This window comes from Mesorhizobium sp., from assembly GCF_965229135.1.
Lineage (GTDB): Bacteria > Pseudomonadota > Alphaproteobacteria > Rhizobiales > Rhizobiaceae > Mesorhizobium.
In genome coordinates this window covers 1921099-1942253 of record NZ_OZ245860.1, presented here as the reverse complement: position 1 = coordinate 1942253, position 21155 = coordinate 1921099, and the positions used below count along the sequence as shown (strand labels likewise).

The window sequence follows — 21155 nt, the reverse complement described above, 5'->3', positions numbered from 1 at the left end:
GGCTTACCGCAAGCACCGATCTTGCGGCTTGCTGACGGCATGGACAGCTTGCGGCCGGGCGAGTGCGGGCGTCCGTGTTCGCTGTGCCCATTGCGGACGGCGGGCTGTTCAAACGGTCCTGTCGAGTGGCCGGCCCTTGCACAACCTTCGCGGTGAACCGCAGTCAAGGCGGCGCCTCCAGGCGCGCCGCCTTGACTGCGACTGCCCTGTGGGTCAGCCGGCGAGCCAGGCCTTGGTGAAATCCTGTTCATAGGCCTGATGCATCTGGTAACCCATCAGGCCGGGCTTCATATGGCAGAACAGCTTTCGCCAGTAGGGCTGGATGATGATGCCGGAGTCCTGCAGCATCGCCTGCAGTTCCTTCATCAGTATGCGGCGCTGACCGGCGTCAGCAATCGCATTGGCTTTCTGCACCTTCGCATCGAACTCCGGATCGGCGAACCCAGTCTCATTCCAGGCCGATCCGCTCTGATAGGCGAGGGCATAGGTCTGGATGCCGAGTGGGCGTGCGTTCCAGTTGGTCGTCGCGAAAGGGTATTTCGTCCAGTCGTTCCAGAAAGCGGACTCCGGAATGACGGTGCGCTTCACCTTGAAGCCGGCATCGCGCATCTGCTGGGCCACGACATCCGAGCTTTCCTTGCGATAGTCGGCTTCCACCGAAATCAAGTCGAACTCGAAGTCGAGATGCCCGGCTTCCTGGAGCAGCGCCCTGGCTTTGGCTGGGTCGCGTTTGATCGGCGGCAAGTCGGCATGCTCCGGGTGCATTGGCCCGACATGGTCATTCTGCGCGACAATGCCCATGCCGTTGGCGCCAAGCTGCAGGACCGCCTCATTATCCACCGCCAGCTGGATGGCATTGCGCACGCGCTTGTCGTCATAGGGCTTGGCGTTGACATTGCAGCGCGAAACGACGGTGGCGGCGGTGACGATCTCCGACTTCTTCAGCCCCATTTTGTCGAGCATGCCAACATCGTAGGATTGCGTCTGGCCGTTCAGGTCGATCTCGCCGGATTCGAAGGCGGAGACGGTGGCGGCCGAGTCAGTGCCGTAGTCGACCCAGTCGATACCGTCGAGGAACACGTTGCCGCCCCACCAGGAACCGTCGGGCCGTTTGCGCACCGAAGCCGCGACGCCGACATCGAGCTTCTTGAGTTCGAACGGACCGGTGCTGATGGGCTTGGCCGACAGGGTGGCTTCCTGCGGATTGAAAGAGCGGTGAACGATCAGTGCCGGATAGTCCGTCATCGCAGGGATGATGGTGATGTCCGGCCGCGACAGTTTCAGGACTATAGTGTGGTCGTCATTGATCTGAATGGCGCCAGCGCGCGCCATCTTCGTGTCTGGGTCGATCAGCGACGTCATGCGTCCGGCCATCGAATTGCCGGGTGTCTCCTTTTCACACCAGCGGGTGATGTTGAACGCCACGTCCTCTGCCGTGAGCTCGTCACCGTTCGACCATTTCACGCCCGCCCGCACCTTGAGCACGTATTCGGTGGCATCGGCATTGATCTTCCAGCTTTCGAGCAGCATCGGCTGGAAAGTGAAATCAGGTTTCCAGCGCACCAGCGGTTCAAGGAACTGCATGGCGATGTTGCCCATTTGCGAGACCTTGAAGGTGCGCGGGTCCTCAAGCTCCATGACCTGCATGGCAACCCGCACGACGCCACCTTTCCTGGGCTGGGCAGCCTCTTCGGCATGCGCCGGTACCGGCTGGCCGATCAGTCCGTAGGCGACGGCCGTGCTGGCGCCGAAGGCACTGGCAAGCGCCAGGAATTCGCGCCGGTCGACTGCGCCATTCTTGGCGCTGCGCACCAAAGCGCCGATCGCCGGATGAAGAGGCCTGGATGTCATATCGTTTCTCCCATTGTTGATTTTACGCCCATATTCGGTGGAATGCCCTTGCCGCGTGTTCGCTCGGCACGGTTTTCTGTCAGACGCTGCGGACGGTGGGGCAGGTGTGACGGCGAGGGGGTGCAAGGATGAATCTTCTGACCGCGATGCGGGTATTCGACCGGGTCTGCCTGCTGGGCAGCCTGTCCGCCGCGGCACGCGACCTCAACATGTCGACGACGGCAGTCAGCCGGATGGTCAAGGAACTGGAGGACGATCTCGGCGTCCGGTTGATCAACCGCACCACCCGCCGCCTCAGCCTCACCGAAGCAGGGCGCGACTATGCCCCTCGGGCGCGCGGTGTGCTGGACGATATTTCGGAACTTCAGGATTCGACGCGCGGCCTTCACAAGGAGACGCGCGGCCTGATCCGGGTTTCCTGTTCCAACGTGCTCGGCCACACGCGCATCACCAAGCTCGTGCCGAGGTTCCTTGACGAGAACCCGCTGACGACCATCGAATTCGATCTCACGGCGCGCTATGTCGTGGGCATCGTCGAGGAGGGTTATGACGTTGCCATCCGCTTTGGCGGTCAGGCGGATTCCGCGCTGATCGCGCGGCGGCTCGGCGAAGTCCGCAACTATGTCTGCGCCACGCCCGAATACTGGGACCGCCATGGCAGGCCCAACCATCCCGATGATCTGGCTGGTCATTCCTGCGTGCTCAGCAACTTCGCCAAGCGTCTCGGCACCTGGCCGTTCGTCGGTCCGGACGGAGCCGCGTTCGATGCCGCCGTGGGCGGGCGCATCTCGACCAACAGTGTCGAGGCCGCCTACCAGATGACGATCGCGGGCTTTGGCATCGGCAATCTGCCGAGCCTGCTGGTTGACACCGCTATCGGCGATGGCCGGCTGGAAGTGCAACTCGACGAGTTTCGCCCGGATTCCAGCCCGATCTACGCGCTCTATCCGCATCGAACCTATATCGCCGCCAAGGTGCGCGCTTTCGTCGATTTCCTGGTCCGCGAATTGTCCGCGGACTTCACCGCCTGACAGGCCGCACGGACGCGTCTGGCCAATGCCGGAAGGGGCCCGGCGCGAAAGCCAGGCCCCTCTTGCCCCCAAAGGCAATTCCGACGACGTCATTTCCACCAGGCGGTGGTGTCGTACATCGGTCCCGGCTCCTCGAAGAGCTTCTCGTATTTGCAAAGCGTCGGCGTCTCTCCGAGCGGCACGGAGAAGCCGTTGCGGAACGCCCATTCGCCGCGCTGCGTCGAGTCGGCCCGCACATAGCTGGACAGGGCGAAGGCGCGGTCGTGCCGCGACTTGTTGGGGGAAGAGCCGTGCACGGTAAGCAGTCCCCACATGGCGAGGTCACCGGGCTCCAGCACGAGAGGAACGATGGTCGCCGGGTCGATGCCCACCTTGCGCAGCTCTTCCTCGGCCGTCAGCCCCTTCATCAGCTCGCCGGTTCCTTCGTCGGAAAGACCGAGATAACCGAGTTTGTGGCTGCCGGGCACGACCTGAAGGCAACCATTGTCGAGCGTTGCCCTGTCGACCGCGAGGCCCGTGGTCACGGTCGCGTCGGCGACGTTGTCGAAGGCAGCTTGATTGCGGAAGCGGAGGTCCTGATGGAAACGATAGCCCGTGACATTGGCGCCCGGTGGCTTCCAGTGGAGCTGCTGCGCGATCTGCCGGATGTCGCGGCCGATCAGTCCTTCAAGCAGTTTCAGGTAATCCGCATTGCGCCGGAATTCTTCAAAATAGCTGTTGATCCATGAAAACCAGTAGGCCTGCAGCACATAGCGCTGACCAAAATCCGATTCAGGCAGAATCTGGAAGCTGAGATTGCCGTGACGGTAGGTGGCGTGATGCTTCAGACCCTCGGCATAGACGGCATCGGTTTCCTTCCTGAGCCGGGTCATCTCGTCGCCGTCGACGAACTGTCGAACGACCGCGTATCCCTCCTCGCGATACTGCTCCACCGCATCGCGCGCCTGTTTGTCCGTCAGCATCTTCAACCCCTGTCGTGTGATCCGACGTGACCGTAACAAAGGGTTCGCTGTCGATAAGTCGCGAATTCCGGCATCGACTTTCCCGATTATCGGGAAAGTGACGCAAGGATGATAATCGAGACACGTAGACGCTGGCGCTTGCCGCCAGGATTCGAAGCCGGGAGAAGATGCGAGCGGCGAATTGAGCGCCGGCCTTTCCGGGTTTCGGCCGGGGCTGACCGATCGAGCCCGATCGAATCATTCTCGAAAGCGCCGGGCCCTGTTGCCTGGACCTGTCATGGGCGTCCGCGATTGCGCGATATGGCGACCGTCTAGAAATAGGTTCTCGGCTCTACAAGATTCGTCTGTTGACGCAGATAGAAACAATAGAAGCCGAATGCGGCGGCGAACCACAAGAAGGCCTCTCCCATGGCCAGCCGGTTGTTCGAATTGCTGAGAATGGTTACGGCGAAGAAGACCAGCGTTGAAATGTAGCAGGGCCATGCGGCCGAAGCGATCAGCCTGGCCCGCGCGGCCAGCAGGACTTGCCTGGATGACCAGGCATAGAGAAATACAAAGAACGCGAGCCCAACCACGCCATACCGTACCGCTACTTCCAGATAGCCGTTGTGGAAGACGTTGTAGATGTCGGGGTGATATGTCCTGTTGTCCCATTCGGTGAGCCAACTGGAACTGGCTCCGAAGATCGGATGGCGTTTCCAGACCTCGATCGCATTCGCCCACAGCATCAGCCGCTCCTTGGCCTGGATCGGAACGGTATCGCTGGCGATGGCGTGGTCGAAGGCCGCCAGGACGCCGTGGCTCAAAACATCCGACACCAGCGCCTTGACGAACATTATGGTGTCGCCCGCGGTTGACCAGAAGATGTCGAATGTGGCGGCAATGCAGGCTGCCACGACCGCCAGCACGCCGCCCGCGACCATCAATTCCCGGCGATGGCCCCTCGCCAGGGTCATGACCGCGAGCAGGAGCAGCACGAGTGCAAGCGCAAGCCAGACGCCTTTTGACCGCAGCACAATGATGTTGGTGAGGGCGAACAGGAGGACGGCTGCCGCCAGCGCCCAGTGCAGGCTTCTGGTTGTGTTGTTCAGGTCCGTTCGTTGGGCCGTGTACGCCATGAACTGCAGCGCGCAAAGGAAGATGAAACCAGCCGCCACCGACGCATGGATGGGATTGTTGAAAAGCCATGGATCCGGCCTGATGCCATGAAGTATGTCAAAGTAACTGGTGTCCGTCGCCAGGAAGACCAAACTGAGGATCATGAACCAGAGCACGAGTTGCGCGGGCCGCCTGACAAACAGCAAAAGCGCGAAGCCGGTCGTCGCGTAAAACAGTGGAAACAGGTAGATGCCCTCGGCGCTGCCCAACTGGCCGGTGCTGAAATAGACGATCGCCAGCCGGATGAAGGCATAGAGCGACCACCCCAGGCACAGATAGCCGGCCCATCCGATCAGCGGCTTGCTGTAGGTCCACAGATCCAGCCTGAACCACCGGATCAGTGCGACCGTGGTCAGCGTCATCCCCGCGTAGCGATAAGTATGAGCCTCGTGCCACACCGCCGAAACCAAAGCGAGAATGGCGAAGGCGGCAACCATTAGAAGCGGCGTGTTGCGCGGCGCTTCATCTCTGGCGTAGTCAGGGATTTCACGCGGCAAGGGCGGTCGTAGCAGGACGTGGTGCAGGCGGCGCAGATGGTCTGCGGCCTGCAACGCCCCGGCGCTCCACCGGCTTGGCCAGGAAAGTCGCGCGGATTTATAGCTGCCCGAGGGGCCGGCTATACCCGAGGTTTCGCTGCAGGCAGAGAAGACGAGCACGTTCTTGCGGGCCGAATAGACCTTCAGACCGGTATCCCAAAATCGTTCGAGTGCCACGTCCCAGGGCATTTTCATAACCGCCAGTGCCGATATCAGCCCTTGCGCCCCTTCTCGCGTCACCAGATAGGCCGCGGCCGAGCCTTGCGGGCCATGCAGCGCGCGCCCGATCTCGTCGCCTTCGATCGTCTCGACGGCGCGCATGAACAGGCTCGTGCGATGGTTGGTCAGCTTGATGACGTCGAAATTGGGAACGGCGGCGATGATGGCCTCTATGCGCCGTGTCGTGTCTTCGCTGAAGACAACGTCATCCTCGATAATCAGGCCATGGGCGCTGCCCTCAGCCAGAAACGTTTCCAGTGCGTGAATATGGCTTTGGTAACAGGCATATTCGCCGGGCAGGATGTCACGCCCGTTCAGCTGGCGCGCGGCCGCAAGATCGATCTTTGTCCAGCTGCTTTTGTCGAGTGCCCGGCCGTCGATGGCGGCAATACGCTGCACGATCAGGCCGTTTGCCTGGGCGCTGGCGTGCAATGTGTCCCAGCGATCGGTTTCGCGATCAAGGTTGATGGCAAAGATAGGAAGGTTCATTAAAATCCCGTCTTGGACCGCCACCCCGCAGCACGATTATTAGCCAATCGCACCCAAGGGAAGCCCAAAGATGGTCCTGGGCCTCTGCGTGTCGGGAATGGACCTGTGGATATGGCTGGGGCGCCAGGATTCGAACCTGGGAATGTCGGTACCAAAAACCGATGCCTTACCGCTTGGCGACGCCCCAATAGCCGTCAGACTCGCTTGCGCGGCGCGTTATTAGCAGAGCAGCCGAAAAGCACAATCCTAAAGCACAGTGCGTATGAGCGAAGCTGGGAACGTCAATTGGCTACCCGACCGAGCACCGCCATATCATGCGCAAGGGGCTATTCGCCCCAGACGGCCAGTTCATTTCCTGCAGGGTCGACGAAATGGAATCGCCTGCCGCCGGGAAATGAAAAGATCGGTCTGATGATCGTGCCGCCGGCATTTTCGACAGCGCCCAGTGTGTCTTCAAGATCGTCGGAATAAAGGACTGGCAGCGGCTTGCCGGGCGCTTCGCCACTGTCAGCCTGGAACCCGCCGTCAAGACCTTCCGAGAAGGCGGAATAGGTCGGTCCGTAATCCGTGAACGACCACGAGAAGGCCGCGCTATAGAAAGCCTTCAGCCTGTCCAGTTTGCCGCCCGTCGCCGGCATTTCCAGATAATCGAGTTTTCCTGTGAGTTTCATGAGGCACCTCCTGTTCTTGTTTTGTTCTATTGCGGGTGCGGATTGTCCGCAAGTCATTTTGCCTTCGGTTTCTCTTAATCGATTGTAGAAGCCTGCCGACCTTTGCGACGCTTGCCTTTCGCAGTGCAGCATCATATCGCTCCGAAGTCGGACCCGGCGGAACCATTCGTTTCGTCAATCTTTCCAATCTCCTGCAACCGGAGAGCAAAGCATGACCAAGTGGGTTTACACCTTCGGCGATGGCGCGGCGGAAGGCCGTGCCGGCGACAAGAATCTGCTGGGAGGCAAAGGCGCCAACCTCGCTGAAATGTGCAGCCTGGGCCTGCCAGTGCCGCCGGGCTTCACAATCACGACCGAGGTCTGCAATGCCTACTACGCCAATGCCAGGACGTATCCCGCATCGCTGGAGTCGGATGTCACGATCGCGCTTGACCACATCGGCCGGCTGACCGGCCGACGTTTTGGCGATCCGTCGAAACTGCTTCTCGTTTCGGTCCGTTCAGGCGCCCGCGCATCGATGCCCGGCATGATGGATACCGTGCTCAATCTCGGTCTCAACGACGAGACGGTAGAGGCCCTGGCCGCGGATTCCGGCGATGCGCGCTTCGCCTATGACAGCTACCGCCGCTTCATCCAGATGTATTCCGATGTCGTCATGGGCCTTGATCACGAGGTCTTCGAGGAAATCCTGGAGGATCAGAAGGGTGGGCTCGGTCACGAACTCGACACCGAACTGACGGCCGCCGAATGGCAGGGCGTCATCGCGCTCTACAAGGCCAAGGTCGAGGAGGAACTCGGAAAACCCTTCCCGCAGGATCCGCATGAGCAGCTCTGGGGTGCGATATCGGCGGTGTTTTCGAGCTGGATGAACAACCGCGCCATCACCTATCGCCGACTTCACGACATTCCCGAAAGCTGGGGCACGGCGGTCAACGTCCAGGCCATGGTGTTCGGAAATATGGGCGATACCTCGGCGACAGGCGTTGCCTTCACCCGCAACCCGTCGACCGGCGAAAAGATGCTGTATGGCGAGTTCCTGGTGAATGCGCAGGGCGAGGATGTCGTCGCCGGCATCCGTACGCCGCAGAACATCACCGAGGCCGCGCGAATCGCCGCCGGTTCCGACAAGCCGTCGCTTGAGAAGCTGATGCCGGATGCCTTCCAGTCTTTCGTGACCATTTCCGATCGGCTGGAGCAGCACTATCGTGACATGCAGGACCTCGAATTCACCATCGAGCGCGGCAAATTGTGGATGCTGCAGACGCGCTCGGGCAAGCGCACGGCCAAGGCCGCGCTGAAAATCGCTGTCGAAATGGCCAGGGACAAGCTGATCACGAAAGAGGAAGCCGTTGCCCGCATCGACCCGGCTTCGCTTGATCAGTTGCTGCATCCGACAATCGATCCGAAGGCCGCGCGCGATGTGATTGCCATCGGCCTGCCGGCTTCGCCAGGTGCCGCCACCGGCGAAATCGTTTTTTCCTCCAGCGACGCGGAAGACCTGAAGACACAGGGACGCAAGGCTATCCTGGTGCGCATCGAAACCAGTCCCGAGGACATCCACGGCATGCACGCCTCGGAAGGCATCCTGACCACGCGCGGCGGCATGACCAGCCACGCCGCGGTGGTGGCGCGCGGCATGGGCAAGCCTTGCGTGTCGGGCGCCGGCTCGCTGCGCGTCGACTACAAGTCGGGCACGCTGGTGGCGATGGGGTCAACTTTCCGCAAGGGCGACATCATCACCATTGATGGCAGCAACGGCCAGGTGTTGAAAGGCGCCGTGTCGATGCTGCAGCCGGAGCTTTCCGGCGATTTCGCCGCCATCATGGAGTGGGCGGACGCGGTGCGCCGCATGAAAGTGCGCACCAACGCCGAAACGCCCCTCGATGCGCGCATGGCGCGTTCCTTCGGCGCCGAAGGCATCGGGCTATGCCGTACCGAGCATATGTTCTTCGATGGCGACCGTATCATTGCCATGCGCGAGATGATCCTGGCCGATACGGAGAAGGACCGGCGCACGGCGCTTGCCAAGCTGTTGCCCATGCAGCGCTCGGATTTCCTTGAACTGTTCGAGATCATGGCCGGCCTGCCGGTGACGATCCGTCTGCTCGATCCGCCGCTGCACGAGTTCCTGCCCAAGACCGAGGCGGAAGTCGCCGAGGTCGCTGCCGCGATGAACGTGTCGCCCGACAAACTCAGGCAACGCACCGAAGCGCTGCACGAATTCAACCCGATGCTTGGCCATCGTGGCTGCCGGTTGGCCGTCTCCTATCCGGAGATCGCTGAAATGCAGGCGCGCGCCATCTTCGAAGCCGCGGTCGAAGCCGGCAAGAAGGCCGGCGCATTGGTCGTTCCTGAGATCATGGTGCCGCTGGTCGGCCTTGTGAAGGAACTCGACTACGTAAAAGCGCGCATCGATGCGGTTGCCAAGAGCGTGATGGAGGAGACCGGCGTCAAGATCGACTATCTGACCGGCACGATGATCGAACTGCCGCGCGCGGCGATCCGCGCCCATGTCATTGCCGAGTCCGCCGAATTCTTCTCGTTCGGCACCAATGATCTCACCCAGACCACATTCGGCATCTCGCGCGACGACGCGGCCTCATTCCTCGAAACCTACCGCCAGAAGGGCATCATCGAGCAGGATCCCTTCGTCTCGCTCGATATCGAGGGTGTAGGCGAACTGGTACGCATGGCGGCGCAAAAGGGCAGGGCGACGCGGCCCGACATCAAGCTCGGCATTTGCGGCGAACATGGTGGCGATCCGGCCTCGATCCATTTCTGCGAGGAGGTTGGTCTCGACTACGTGTCTTGCTCGCCATACCGTGTGCCGATTGCCAGGTTGGCCGCGGCACAGGCCGCCGTGCGGGCCGCGAAGGAGGGCCGCGGGTAGGGGCGGGGACCGGGTAATGCTGCCCTCGACTCCTAGGGAGAAATCTGCTGCGCTGCCGCGGTCAAATTGTCGCGACGTCGGCAGTTGTATATGCATCGTCCTGATTTCCGCCTTGATGCGGGCAGTGGGTGAGTTGTATATCCGTCTGGAAACCAAAGCATGCGCCTGTTCCCAAAACATCTCTGCGCAATCGCGATCGCGATGTCGGCAGTCTCCGCGAGCCATGCCGCGCCACTGGTCGAGCCGACATTGCATCTCAAATCGCAAGCGGGTGGCGCGGGCCGCGTCGCGCTGACACTCGACGCGTGCGGCGGACAGACCGACAACCGGATCCTGTCGGCGCTTGTCGAAAACAAGATTCCAGCCACCATTTTCGTCACCGGAATCTGGCTGAAGCGCAATGCCGCCGCGGTCGAGATCATGCGGTCGCATCCGGACCTGTTCGAATTGGAGAATCACGGCGGCCATCATGTCCCGGCGGTCGACACGCCGCAGAAGATCTACGGCATTCGCAGCGCCGGCAGTCCGGAGGCGGTTCTGGCCGAGGTCGAGTCGGGTGCTGCCGCATTGGCCAAGACCGGCGAGCCGGCCCCAAAATGGTTTCGTGGCGCAACCGCCGAGTACAGCCCGTCGGCCATCGCCATGATCCGCAAGCTGGGCTTCAAGATTGCGGGCTTCTCGATCAACGGCGACGGTGGTTCCTTGCTGGGCGCAAAGGAGACCGCCCGACGCATCGCCGCTGCCAAGGATGGCGACGTCATCATCTCGCACATCAACCAGCCGACCCACGCGGCGGGCGAAGGCGTGGTTGAAGGCCTCCTGGCCCTGAAGGCCAAGGGGCTGACTTTCGTGCGGCTGGATGATGCCGATGGTATCGGCAGCCACGGCACCACCGACTGACCGTCACCGCAGGCGGCTTCCGCGCCTGTTCAAGCCTTGGTGGCTTCGATTGTGACCTTGTTTGGGTAGAACGCGCCGTGGTCGCGGATGCCCGCCATCTCATCGAAAGGCTGTTCGTAAGCCCACATCGCATCCTTGCCATCACTGGCCGGCAAGACGCTCCAGTAGCTGGCGTCACCCTTGTAGGGGCAGTGGGTCGAGAGTTCGGTCTTGCGCAACTTTTCGAAGTCGATGTCACCGAAAGGAATGTAGAAGGCCGCGGCATAGGGAGGCTCGGTGAGCACCTTGGCATTCCTGGATGATGCAACGATCGTGCCGCCGGCACGCACGGTGACGGTTCCGTGGTAGGGTTCGACGGTAATTACCTTGCCAGGATTGCGTTGAAATCCCGGGGAGGGGTTTGCGAGCTTGTCCATACGGGTTCTCCTTTGCCTCGGTCGAAGGGGCGAACCTAAAGTGTGTCGCGCAAACCTGTTCCGCAAGACTGGCGTCTGCCTTTGCTTGTTGAGCCAGCTCTTGACGTCGAAGCGGCAGGGATCAGGCAGCGGCCCGGAATGCGTCCATCAGTCCCGCATAGGCCGCGGCGATCCCGGCAACCGGATTCGTGCTTTTTGACGCGGTTTCGACCTTGAGAGCGCCACCGCCGGTCGGCAGCGTCAGGAGCAAGAACTGGCGATTGCCGCCGTCGCCGACTGAGGCCGCGGCCACATGCTGGCCCTCGCCGTCGTTTTGAACACACATCTTGAACAGCAATGTGCCGCCGACAGCCTCAAGCGCGCCACCGACGACCTCAACGAATTCGTCTTCGGAAACAGTCTTGGGGTCCGGCACCATATCGGCCAGACTTTCGGCAAGCGAATTTTCGAGAATCTCGTCGTCGAGTTGCGCGTCCATGCGAACCTCTTTCAGTCGCCAATCGCACCCCGCCCCGTTAACGAACCTTAACGCCGACGATGGCCGGATTATGGCGGTTTTCCGCGTCATTTCAGTCAAAGCACCGCTTCAGCCTGGCGGTGACTGGACAATCCGTCGGTTCGATCCACAATGGCGAAAAGCATGGCGCCTGGCGCGGGGAGGAACGGAATGCTCGGACTGATGCAGGAATGGCCGCTGCTTTGCCACAAGCTGATCGACAATGCGGGCCGACAACACGGCGAACGCGAAATCGTTTCGCGTTCGATCGAGGGCCCGGTTGTCCGCACCAGTTACGCCAAAATCCACGGCCGCGCTCTGAAGGTCGCCCAGCGGCTCGAGCGCGATGGCTATGGCGCCGGAGACCGCATCGCGACATTGGCCTGGAATACGGCGCGCCACATCGAAGCCTGGTACGGCATCATGGGCATCGGCGCGATCTACCATACGCTCAATCCGCGTCTCTTTCCCGAACAGATCACCTGGATCATGAACGACGCGCAGGACAAGGCTGTCTTCGTCGACCTGACATTCATGCCGCTTCTGGAGAAGATCGCCCGCGCCGTCCCGTCGTTGAAGCAGGTGATCGTGCTGACCGACAAGGCACATATGCCGCAAACGGCTCTGCCGAATGTCGTTGCCTACGAGGAATGGCTGGCTGAGGCCGATGGTGACTTCGCCTGGAAGATTTTCGATGAAAACACCGCCGCCGGCATGTGTTACACGTCAGGCACGACCGGAGACCCCAAGGGCGTTCTCTACAGCCACCGGTCCAACGTGCTTCACGCCATGATCGCCGCGATGCCCGACGCGATGGGCATCTCGTCGCGCGACACCATCCTGGCGGTAGTCCCCATGTTCCACGCCAATGCCTGGGGCCTTGGCCAGAGCGCTCCGATGATCGGCGCCAAGCTGGTCATGCCAGGCTGCAAGATGGATGGGGCTTCGATCTATGAACTGCTCGATACCGAGAAGGTGACATTCAGTGCCGCCGTCCCGACCGTATGGATGATGCTGCTTCAATATCTGGAGGAGACCGGCAAGAAGCTTCCCCATTTGAACAAGGTGGTCATTGGCGGCTCGTCCTGCCCGCGTGCGATCATGCAGAAATTCCAGGACAATTACGATGTCCAGGTCGTCCATGCGTGGGGCATGACCGAAATGTCTCCGCTCGGCACGCTCTGCACGTTGAAGCCGGAATATGCGGGCCTCCAGGGCGAGGCCCGGCTCGATGTCCAGCAGAAACAAGGTTATGCGCCTTTCGGCGTCGAGATGAAGGTGACCGATGACGCCAACAATGGATTGCCCTGGGACGGCAAGACGTTCGGACGCCTCAAGGTGCGCGGACCGGCTGTCGCCCGCGCCTATTATAATGGCGCCGGTTCCGAACAGTTCGACAAGGAGGGCTGGTTCGACACCGGCGATGTCGCGCATATCGACGCTGGCGGCTATATGCAGATCACCGATCGCGCCAAGGACGTCATCAAATCCGGCGGCGAATGGATCTCGACCATCGACCTGGAGAATCTGGCAGTCGGCCATCCGGATGTGGCCGAAGCGGCGGCCATCGGCGTCGCCCATTCGAAATGGGGCGAGCGGCCCTTGCTGGTCATCGTCCGCAAGCCGGGCAAGGACCCGACCAAGACGGATATTCTCGAATTCATGGAAGGCAAGGTGGCCAGATGGTGGATGCCCGATGATGTCGCCTTTGTCGGCGAAATCCCCCATACCGCCGCTGGGAAGATCCAGAAGACGACGTTGCGCCAGCAATTCAGGGATTACCGCCTGCCGACGGATTGAATTCGATGTTGCGCCTTCACCTCAAGCCGGGGCGAAAAGGCACGAGGCGTGGCGCAACGGCTTCAACCCGCGCGCTCTTTGCTCTAAGCCTCCGTTCGGGTTGGGACAGTGCAGAGAATAATGGCTACTATTCGTGAACGGCAGACGTCGAAGGCCGCCGGCTGGTCGCGGCGGACCGGGGCTTTTTCGGCGGTCCTGCTGCTGACCGCCTTCATAGGCCATCGATACGACTTCGTCGAAACGCCGGCTTTCCTGTGGGTACTCGGCATTGTAGCCCTGCTGGCGGCGCTTGCGCTTCTGTTTGCCGGATTGGCCTTTTCGAGGCTTTGGCATTTCGGCGACCGTGGCGGCCGCGACCTCACCGTCGGTGCATTGCTGGCGGTCCTGGTGCTGGTTCCCTTTGGCGTTGCCGCCTATTGGGCGGCAACCTATCCGCCGCTCCGGGACATCTCCACCGATGTCGATGATCCTCCCGTGCTCGATGTGTCCACGCGGACCAAGGACATGAACGAACTCGCGCCGGCAACGCCTGGCGAGCAGCGGCTTCAAACCGAAAGCTACCCGCTTGTCACCGGGCGCAGCTACAATCTGCCGTTCGACCGTATCGTTGATGCTGTCGAGACAGTGGTCGACAGGCATGATTGGCAACTCGCGGCGCCTTATCCCGACGCAGCCGGGCAAAGCCAGGTGACGATCAACGCGCTGGCAAAGAGTTTCGTGATCGATCTTCCTGTCGACGTGGCCATCCGTATAACCGACGATGGCGATACGGTTACCGTCGATATGCGTTCGGCCTCACGCTATGGCCGATATGACCTGGGCGACAATGCCACCCGGATCATGGATTTCCTGGCGGAGTTGGACCAGGAAGTCGCGGGTCAGGTGGGAGCAGCCCAGGCCGAATAGATCTATGCGGCAGGCGTGAAGGTGCCGTCGATTGCCGGGGCACCTTCCGTGTCGACCAGCCCGCGGGCCACCAGATCCTCGAGATGGGCGAGCACTGACAGCCCGGCCGCGCCATGCAGGCGCGGATCGGTATCACGGTAGATCGCCTTGACCATGTCCTTGATCGTCCGGTCGCCGCCCCTGATCCGCTCCAGGATTGCCCGTTCGCGCATCTTTCGATGGGTCTTCAATCCTCGCATGAAACTGCGCGGCGCCGTCACCGGTCCGCCATGGCCAGGCAGCAGCAGTCGGTCGTCGCGTTCGATCAGTCGATCCAGCGAGGCCATGTAGTCGGCCATGGCGCCATCCGGAGGCGCCACGATGCTGGTTGCCCACGCCATGACGTGGTCGGCCGAAAACAGGATGCCGGTTCCCTCCAGCGCAAACGCCGCGTGATTGGCTGTGTGGCCTGGGGTCAGCACCGTCCGCAGCGACCAACCGTCTCCATCGACAAGCGTTCCGTCAGGGAGCGCGATGTCGGGAACAAAATCGGTGTCGGCGCTGGCGTCGAGCGGATTGATCTCGCCGATTCGCAAGGGTCGTGCCGGACGATGTGAACCCTCGGCCAGGACCAGGGCGCCCGTATGCTCTTTCAAGCGGGCTGCCAGCGGAGAATGGTCGCGATGCGTGTGGCTGACCAAGATGTGGCTGACCGGCCTGCCGCCGATGGCGTCGAGCAATGTCCTAAAATGCGCGTCATCGTCCGGCCCCGGATCGATTACCGCCAGCGTGTCTTGGCCGACAATGTAGCTGTTGGTGCCGTGAAAGGTGAAGGGACTGGGATTGGGCGCGGTAATGCGAAGCACGCCGGGAGCAACGACTACACCGGCCCCGTAGGATGGATCGAAACGGGCATCGAACTCAAGGGCCATGGCATCGTGCTCTGTTGGCGGGGCGGCAAAAGCGATTGCCGCATAACACGGAAGCCAATATAGGAAAACGCGAGGCCGCGATCATCAGGAAGCGGCAACCGGAATGGGGAAGACCATGGCAATTGCAACAACGATGCGTCCGCTTGTTTCTCTGGCTCTGCCCGAAAAAGGTGTTAGCCGGCTGGCGACTCAGCTTTTCCTGGCCATCGCCGGAACGCTGCTGTTGACCGTGTCGGCCAAGACGAAGGTGGTGCTCGGCCCTGTCGACATCTCTATGCAGACGCTGGCGGTCTTCCTGATCGCCGCTGGATTCGGCCTGCGCCTGGGCGTCGCCACCCTGCTTCTCTACATGGCCGAGGGCGCCATGGGCTTCCCGGTGTTTCAAGGCACGCCGGAAAAGGGCCTTGGCATTGCCTACATGCTCGGCTCGACCGGCGGTTATCTCGCCGGCTTCGTGGTCATGGCAGCGATCGTCGGCTGGGCCGCGGATCGCGGCTGGGACCGCAACCCGGTCAAGCTGCTTGGCGCGATGCTGGTCGCCGAAGCGCTCATGATGGCGATGGGCTTTGCATGGCTGGCGCAGCTGATCGGCCCCGAGAAGTCGTGGCAGTTTGGCGTGATGCCCTTTATTGTCGGCGACCTGATCAAGGTTGCCCTGGCCGCATGCCTTGTGCCCGCCGCCTGGTCACTGCTGCCGAAGCGCGGCTGAAAACTGGAAACGTCGTCTTATGCCGCCAGGCGATCGCTGCCTGGCGGCATTTTTATTTTCAGAGACGCTTCGCTTGGCGGCTTCCCAGGCAATTCTCCACACCAGTCCCCAACGCATTGATGCCGGTTGGTGGGCAACCCCGGCGCCTGAATGCATCCGAGCCCAAGCACGTCGGCTAGAGGGCGCGCTGAGTACCGCATCGCCGAACCCCGCGAGCGCTTCCTGGGCCCGACAGGCGCCGTCCGAACATTGCGCCAATCGATGGGAAGTTGAAAGTCCTGCCGCATAGTCCTTCTGCAATCGATAATGTCATTATATTAGACTGTACTTTTTTATCACATTGAAGAATGGCGCCAGCGATCTCAATTCGACATTGAAAAGCTGGCGTTTTGCGTACATCCGCACCGTCGCGGCGCGGATTCTGATCGTGTTCGCCGTGAGAACGGTTGGCATGCTTGTCAACGTATTCCCGGTGTTTGTTCAGGGCCAAGATTGACAAGCCGTTGCGCGAAACCTAAGCAACGGGCGACTTGTGTCAGGGCTGGGGGGCTCGGCAGTCCAAGGAGAGCTTGTTGAAAGGGATTATCCTTGCCGGCGGCAGCGGGACCCGGCTCTATCCGTTAACATTAGCGATATCTAAGCAAATCCTCCCGATATACGACAAGCCGATGATCTACTATCCGCTGAGCGTATTGATGCTGGCGGGAATCCGCGAGATTCTGGTCATCTCGACGCCACGCGACCTGCCGGTTTTTCGCGACCTGCTTGGTGATGGTTCGGAGTTCGGGCTTGAGCTGTCCTACGCGGAGCAGCCCCATCCGAACGGCCTGGCCGAAGCCTTCATCATCGGGCGCGAATTCATCGGCAAGGACAGCGTATCGATGATCCTTGGCGACAATATCTATTTCGGCGAGGGCCTGTCGCGGCTCTGCCGCACCGCGGCATCGCGCGAAAGCGGCGCTTCCGTGTTCGCCTACCATGTCGACGATCCGCATCGGTATGGCGTGGTCTCGTTCGACAAGGCCACGGGCGCCGCATTGACGATCGAGGAAAAGCCGGAAAAACCAAAATCCAACTGGGCCATCACCGGCCTCTATTTCTACGACAATGATGTTGTAAACATTGCCCCCACGATCCGGCCGTCGGAACGTGGCGAGCTCGAGATCACCGCGATCAACAACGTCTACCTGGAGCGCGGGCAGTTGCAGGTTCACCAGCTGGGTCGTGGCTATGCCTGGCTCGATACCGGCACGCAAGACAGCCTTCATGAGGCCTCATCCTTCGTGAGAACGATCGAGCATCGTCAGGGTATCAAGGTTGCGTGCCCGGAAGAAATTGCCTTTGAACAGGGTTGGCTGACCGCGGACAAGGTTCTGCAACGCGCCGACCGCCTGGGAAAGAACGACTATGCCGCCTATCTGCGCCGGCGTGTCGTGGATCTGTCGGAGGGATAGATGCTGGAGGTCAGGTCCCTCGGTCTCGAAGGCGTGCTGGAGATCATCCCGAAGCGATTCGGCGATGCGCGCGGTTTCTTTGTCGAAACCTACAATGCCCAGCGGTTTTCGGAGGCAGGCATCGCCCTGCCTTTCGTCCAGGACAACCAGTCCTATTCCGCTGCCGCGGGCGTGCTGAGGGGGCTGCACTATCAACTTCCGCCGCGCGCGCAGGACAAGCTTCTCCGGGTCATCCGGGGCAGGATTCTCGATGTGGCGGTCGATATCCGCAAGGGCTCCGGCACCTTTGGAAAATGGGTCGCGCTTGAGGTCTCCGCCGAGAAAGGCAACCAGATCCTGGTGCCCAAGGGCTTCGCGCACGGTTTCGTGACGCTCGTCCCGGACACGGAGGTCCTGTATAAGGTCAGCGATACCTATTCGCCGCAGCATGACCGGTCGATCCGCTTCGACGACCCCACCATCGGCATCGACTGGCCTTCGGTGGCCGGAGGGTTTCAGCTTTCGGACAAGGACCTCAAGGCGCCAACGCTCGCCGCCGCCGAGGTGTTCGCATGAGGAGGGCGCCATGAATTTCCTCGTCACCGGAGGCGCCGGCTTCATCGGTTCGGCCGTGTGCAGGCATTTGTGCGCCAATCCGGCCTATCACGTCACCAATCTCGACAAGCTCACCTATGCGGGAAATCTCGCCTCGCTGCGGCCAATCGAGAACGCGCACAATTACCGTTTCGAGCATGCGGATATCTGCGACGACAGGACCGTCCTCGACATATTGCATCGCCACGAGATCGACATCGTGATGCATCTCGCGGCCGAGAGCCATGTCGATCGGTCCATCGATGGGCCGGGTGCGTTCATCGAAACCAACATCGTCGGGACATACCGGCTGCTCGATTCGGCGCTGCACTATTGGCGCGGACTGTCCGACGAGAAAAAAAGCCGCTTTCGCTTCCATCACGTCTCGACCGACGAGGTGTTTGGCGACCTGCCTTTCGACAGCGGCGTCTTCACCGAGGACACGCCCTATGCACCGTCCTCGCCCTATTCGGCGTCGAAGGCGGCGTCCGACCACCTGGTCCGCGCCTGGCACGACACCTACGGCCTGCCGGTCGTCCTGTCGAACTGCTCGAACAATTACGGCCCGTTCCATTTCCCTGAAAAACTGATCCCGCTGGTCATCCTGAACGCGCTCGATGAAAAGCCGCTGCCGGTCTACGGCGCCGGCGCCAATGTGCGCGACTGGCTTTACGTCGAGGACCATGCGCGCGCCCTGGCAATGGTCGCCACGCGCGGCGCGGTCGGAGAAAGCTACAATGTCGGCGGCGGCTCGGAGCGCACCAACCTGGCGGTGGTGGAGACCATCTGCGATCTTCTTGACCGCAAGCGCCCACGCCCGAGCGGCCGGCGCTACCGTGAGCTCATCTCCTTCGTGACCGACCGCCCTGGCCATGACCGCCGCTATGCGATCGATGCATCCAAGATCGGCCGGGATCTCGGCTGGGCGCCGCGGGAGACGTTCGACAGCGGCCTCGCCAGGACCGTCGACTGGTATCTCCAGAACGAATGGTGGTGGGGGCCGATACGGCGCGAGCGCTACGCCGGCGAGCGGCTGGGCGAAGCGCGAAAGGGCGCGGCGTGAGGATTGTCGTCACCGGACGCGAGGGACAGGTCGCCAGAAGCCTGCTGGAAGTCGCGCAGGGTCGCCCGGGCATGGAGGTCATCGCCATTGGCAGGCCGGAGCTCGACCTGCTGAGGCCCGACACCGTGGCCGAAGCGCTGGAGGCGTCACGGCCCGATCTTGTCGTTTCGGCTGCCGCCTACACCGCCGTGGACCAGGCCGAGGACGAGCCCGAGACCGCCTTTGCCGTCAATGCGGTCGGCGCCGGCAAGATAGCCGAGGCAACGGCGCGGCTTGGCATTCCCATCATTCACGTGTCGACCGACTATGTCTTCGACGGCAAGGCCGAGCGACCCTATGTGGAAACCGACCCTACCGCACCCTGCAGCGTCTATGGCGCTTCCAAGCTGGCGGGCGAACAGGCAGTGATAGCGGCCAACCCGCGCCATCTGATCTTGCGCACCGCATGGGTCTACAGCCCGTTCGGCAAGAATTTCGTGAAAACCATGCTGCGGCTGGCTGGCGACCGCGACGAGATAGCGGTCGTGGCCGACCAGTGGGGCAACCCGACCTCGGCGCTGGACATCGCCGACGCGATCTTGCGTGTGGCGTCAGTACTGGAGGGCAACAAGGACTTTGCTTCCTTCGGCGCTTACCATCTGGCCGGCACGGGCGAGACCAGCTGGAGTGGCTTCGCCCGTCATATCCTGGACACAAGCCGCGTGTCTGGTGGTCCTTGGGCGCGGGTACGAGACATTGCTACGATGGACTACCCGACCAAGGCGCGACGCCCCGCCAGTTCCCGGCTTTCAACCGCGAAATTCGCGGGGGTGTTCGGTGCGGCTGCGCCGGGCTGGCGGGATTCTATGGAGAGAGTAGTTCGATATATATTGTCGTAAATTTATGGCGCTTGGGTGAGTGCGGCACTGTGAACCGAGCTATTAGTCGTCTTATCATTTCTACCCATCTTTCAATTGGAGCTGCAAATCGAAATCGGGGCGTGCCTGCCAGGAAGGTAGGTTAGAGAGCCGCTCCAACTTCACCATTAACTATCACCTCGAGGAGCGCCGTCATCGAGATCGGGGCAAGCGGACTTTGGATGAGCCCGATACCGCGACTAGCACGCGGCGCTTGAATTCTGAGCCTTAGTTACTTCGGGCCGTGCGTTGGTTGTTGGGCATTGAAGCAGCACCCTCTTGGCGGGCGGACGGGAACGCTCCCGAAGAGCATTGATGGGTATTTCTAGATCGGGAAAAATCATCTCATGCATTGGAAATTTTGGAAAAAGAACCTCGCGCGACGGCTGGAACGGCGGTCGCTTGCAGAAGGTTCGTTTCAAACAAAAAACTTTACGTTTGCTTCATCGACAAGTGTTTTTACCCTTGAAACAAATGACGAAAGCATCGCATTGCTGAAGGATTCAGCAATGCTGGATCTGTATGAAGAGCACTTGCCTCCGAACGTCAAAAGAATATTCGAGATTGGCTTCTTCGAAGGAGGGATGCCGCTGCTGCTTGCCGACACCCTTTCGCCGGAGAAGATCGTCGCCATCGACTACAAGCTGCCATCTGCCGCGTTAATGCGTCACATCGAACGTGCTGGTTTTGAGAATCGAATTAGGCTTTTTGGTCGAACCATGCAGGATGATGGGGTAGCTTTACGAAAGATTCTGGACGATGAGTTTGGTGATTCGCCGCTGGACGTCATCACCGATGACTGCTCTCATGAATATGGGTATACCAAAGCGAGTTTCGAGGCATCTTTTGGCTACCTTCGTCCCGGAGGGAAGTTTTTCCTGGAGGATTGGGGCTGGGCCCATTGGCCAGATGACAAATGGCAAAGCGATGAATCTTACTTCCATGGACGGCCAGCGCTGACGAACCTCCTGTTTGAACTTCTCATGGTCCATGCATCCGACCCAAGCATAGTTGCCAAAATCGAAGCAGTATCGCCTGCGTTCGCCGTTATTACACGAGGCGACGGATTGAGGCATAAAGAGAAGCTGTCTTTGCCGGCGATCTACAAGACGTCGGGCAGAAGTTTTTCTACGCTCTAAGACCACAGGGCAAAGGTTTAGAGAAGTGTACAAATCTGAGCTCGAATCTGGCTCGCAGTTCAAGCGGATCTGGAACGCACGACCA

General features: G+C 60.9%; 18 protein-coding genes and 1 tRNA gene. 11 read left to right on the top strand and 8 right to left on the bottom strand.

The window, feature by feature from the left end:
• Positions 1-213 precede the first annotated feature (213 nt).
• Entirely contained in the window at positions 214-1851 is a 1638-nt protein-coding gene (locus ACO07C_RS09460) for an ABC transporter substrate-binding protein (protein ID WP_421913912.1), read from the bottom strand.
• A gap of 128 nt (positions 1852-1979) precedes the next feature.
• Here ACO07C_RS09460 and ACO07C_RS09455 point away from each other — a divergent pair, with 128 nt between their 5' ends.
• Positions 1980-2882, top strand: a complete 903-nt coding sequence (locus ACO07C_RS09455; RefSeq protein ID WP_421913910.1) for a LysR family transcriptional regulator — start codon at positions 1980-1982, stop codon at positions 2880-2882.
• Between the two features lie 89 nt (positions 2883-2971).
• Here the strand turns inward: ACO07C_RS09455 and ACO07C_RS09450 are convergent, their stop codons facing one another.
• The 4 genes from ACO07C_RS09450 to ACO07C_RS09435 all read right to left on the bottom strand — a co-directional run bounded on the left by ACO07C_RS09450 (position 2972) and on the right by ACO07C_RS09435 (position 6917).
• Positions 2972-3844, bottom strand: coding sequence for a phytanoyl-CoA dioxygenase family protein (locus ACO07C_RS09450; RefSeq protein ID WP_421913909.1), 873 nt, complete (start codon positions 3842-3844; stop codon positions 2972-2974).
• Positions 3845-4155: 311 nt separating this feature from the next.
• Positions 4156-6246, bottom strand: coding sequence for a glycosyltransferase family 25 protein (locus ACO07C_RS09445; RefSeq protein WP_421913908.1), 2091 nt, complete (start codon positions 6244-6246; stop codon positions 4156-4158).
• Between the two features lie 112 nt (positions 6247-6358).
• A tRNA-Gln gene (locus ACO07C_RS09440) sits at positions 6359-6433 on the bottom strand.
• Positions 6434-6572: 139 nt separating this feature from the next.
• Positions 6573-6917, bottom strand: a complete 345-nt coding sequence (locus ACO07C_RS09435) for a VOC family protein (protein WP_421913907.1) — start codon at positions 6915-6917, stop codon at positions 6573-6575.
• Positions 6918-7128: 211 nt separating this feature from the next.
• Between ACO07C_RS09435 and ppdK the strand changes: the two genes are divergently transcribed.
• Entirely contained in the window at positions 7129-9807 is a 2679-nt protein-coding gene (gene ppdK, locus ACO07C_RS09430; RefSeq protein ID WP_421913905.1) for a pyruvate, phosphate dikinase, read from the top strand.
• Positions 9808-9966: 159 nt separating this feature from the next.
• Entirely contained in the window at positions 9967-10707 is a 741-nt protein-coding gene (locus ACO07C_RS09425; protein WP_421913904.1) for a polysaccharide deacetylase family protein, read from the top strand.
• A gap of 29 nt (positions 10708-10736) precedes the next feature.
• Here ACO07C_RS09425 and ACO07C_RS09420 read toward each other — a convergent pair whose 3' ends face one another.
• Together ACO07C_RS09420 and ACO07C_RS09415 are read right to left on the bottom strand one after the other, a co-directional pair.
• A complete protein-coding gene (locus ACO07C_RS09420) occupies positions 10737-11123 on the bottom strand; it encodes a DUF427 domain-containing protein (protein WP_421913903.1) in 387 nt (128 codons plus the stop codon).
• A gap of 121 nt (positions 11124-11244) precedes the next feature.
• A complete protein-coding gene (locus tag ACO07C_RS09415) occupies positions 11245-11601 on the bottom strand; it encodes a hypothetical protein (RefSeq protein WP_421913902.1) in 357 nt (118 codons plus the stop codon).
• Between the two features lie 189 nt (positions 11602-11790).
• Between ACO07C_RS09415 and ACO07C_RS09410 the strand changes: the two genes are divergently transcribed.
• Both ACO07C_RS09410 and ACO07C_RS09405 read left to right on the top strand, forming a co-directional pair.
• On the top strand, positions 11791-13419 hold the full coding sequence (locus ACO07C_RS09410; protein WP_421913901.1) for a fatty-acid--CoA ligase: 1629 nt from the start codon (positions 11791-11793) through the stop codon (positions 13417-13419).
• 120 nt (positions 13420-13539) lie between these two features.
• A complete protein-coding gene (locus ACO07C_RS09405; protein WP_421913900.1) occupies positions 13540-14325 on the top strand; it encodes a DUF1499 domain-containing protein in 786 nt (261 codons plus the stop codon).
• 2 nt (positions 14326-14327) lie between these two features.
• Here the strand turns inward: ACO07C_RS09405 and ACO07C_RS09400 are convergent, their stop codons facing one another.
• Entirely contained in the window at positions 14328-15236 is a 909-nt protein-coding gene (locus ACO07C_RS09400) for an MBL fold metallo-hydrolase (protein WP_421913899.1), read from the bottom strand.
• A 115-nt stretch (positions 15237-15351) separates the two neighbouring features.
• Between ACO07C_RS09400 and ACO07C_RS09395 the strand changes: the two genes are divergently transcribed.
• The 6 genes from ACO07C_RS09395 (at position 15352) to ACO07C_RS09370 (ending at position 21070) form a co-directional block, all read left to right on the top strand.
• Positions 15352-15945, top strand: a complete 594-nt coding sequence (locus ACO07C_RS09395) for a biotin transporter BioY (RefSeq protein WP_421913898.1) — start codon at positions 15352-15354, stop codon at positions 15943-15945.
• Positions 15946-16517: 572 nt separating this feature from the next.
• Positions 16518-17399 (top strand): glucose-1-phosphate thymidylyltransferase RfbA, encoded by an 882-nt coding sequence (gene rfbA / locus ACO07C_RS09390; RefSeq protein WP_421913896.1) that lies wholly within the window; start codon positions 16518-16520, stop codon positions 17397-17399.
• Complete coding sequence (gene rfbC, locus ACO07C_RS09385; RefSeq protein ID WP_421913895.1) at positions 17400-17954, top strand: dTDP-4-dehydrorhamnose 3,5-epimerase; 555 nt, start codon at positions 17400-17402, stop codon at positions 17952-17954.
• Between the two features lie 10 nt (positions 17955-17964).
• On the top strand, positions 17965-19035 hold the full coding sequence (gene rfbB, locus ACO07C_RS09380; protein ID WP_421913894.1) for a dTDP-glucose 4,6-dehydratase: 1071 nt from the start codon (positions 17965-17967) through the stop codon (positions 19033-19035).
• Entirely contained in the window at positions 19032-19913 is an 882-nt protein-coding gene (gene rfbD, locus ACO07C_RS09375) for a dTDP-4-dehydrorhamnose reductase (RefSeq protein WP_421913893.1), read from the top strand. The genes rfbB and rfbD overlap by 4 nt, the downstream gene beginning before the upstream one ends.
• A gap of 365 nt (positions 19914-20278) precedes the next feature.
• Positions 20279-21070: a class I SAM-dependent methyltransferase gene (locus ACO07C_RS09370; RefSeq protein ID WP_421913892.1), complete on the top strand. Its 792-nt coding sequence runs from the start codon at positions 20279-20281 to the stop codon at positions 21068-21070.
• Positions 21071-21155 lie beyond the last annotated feature (85 nt).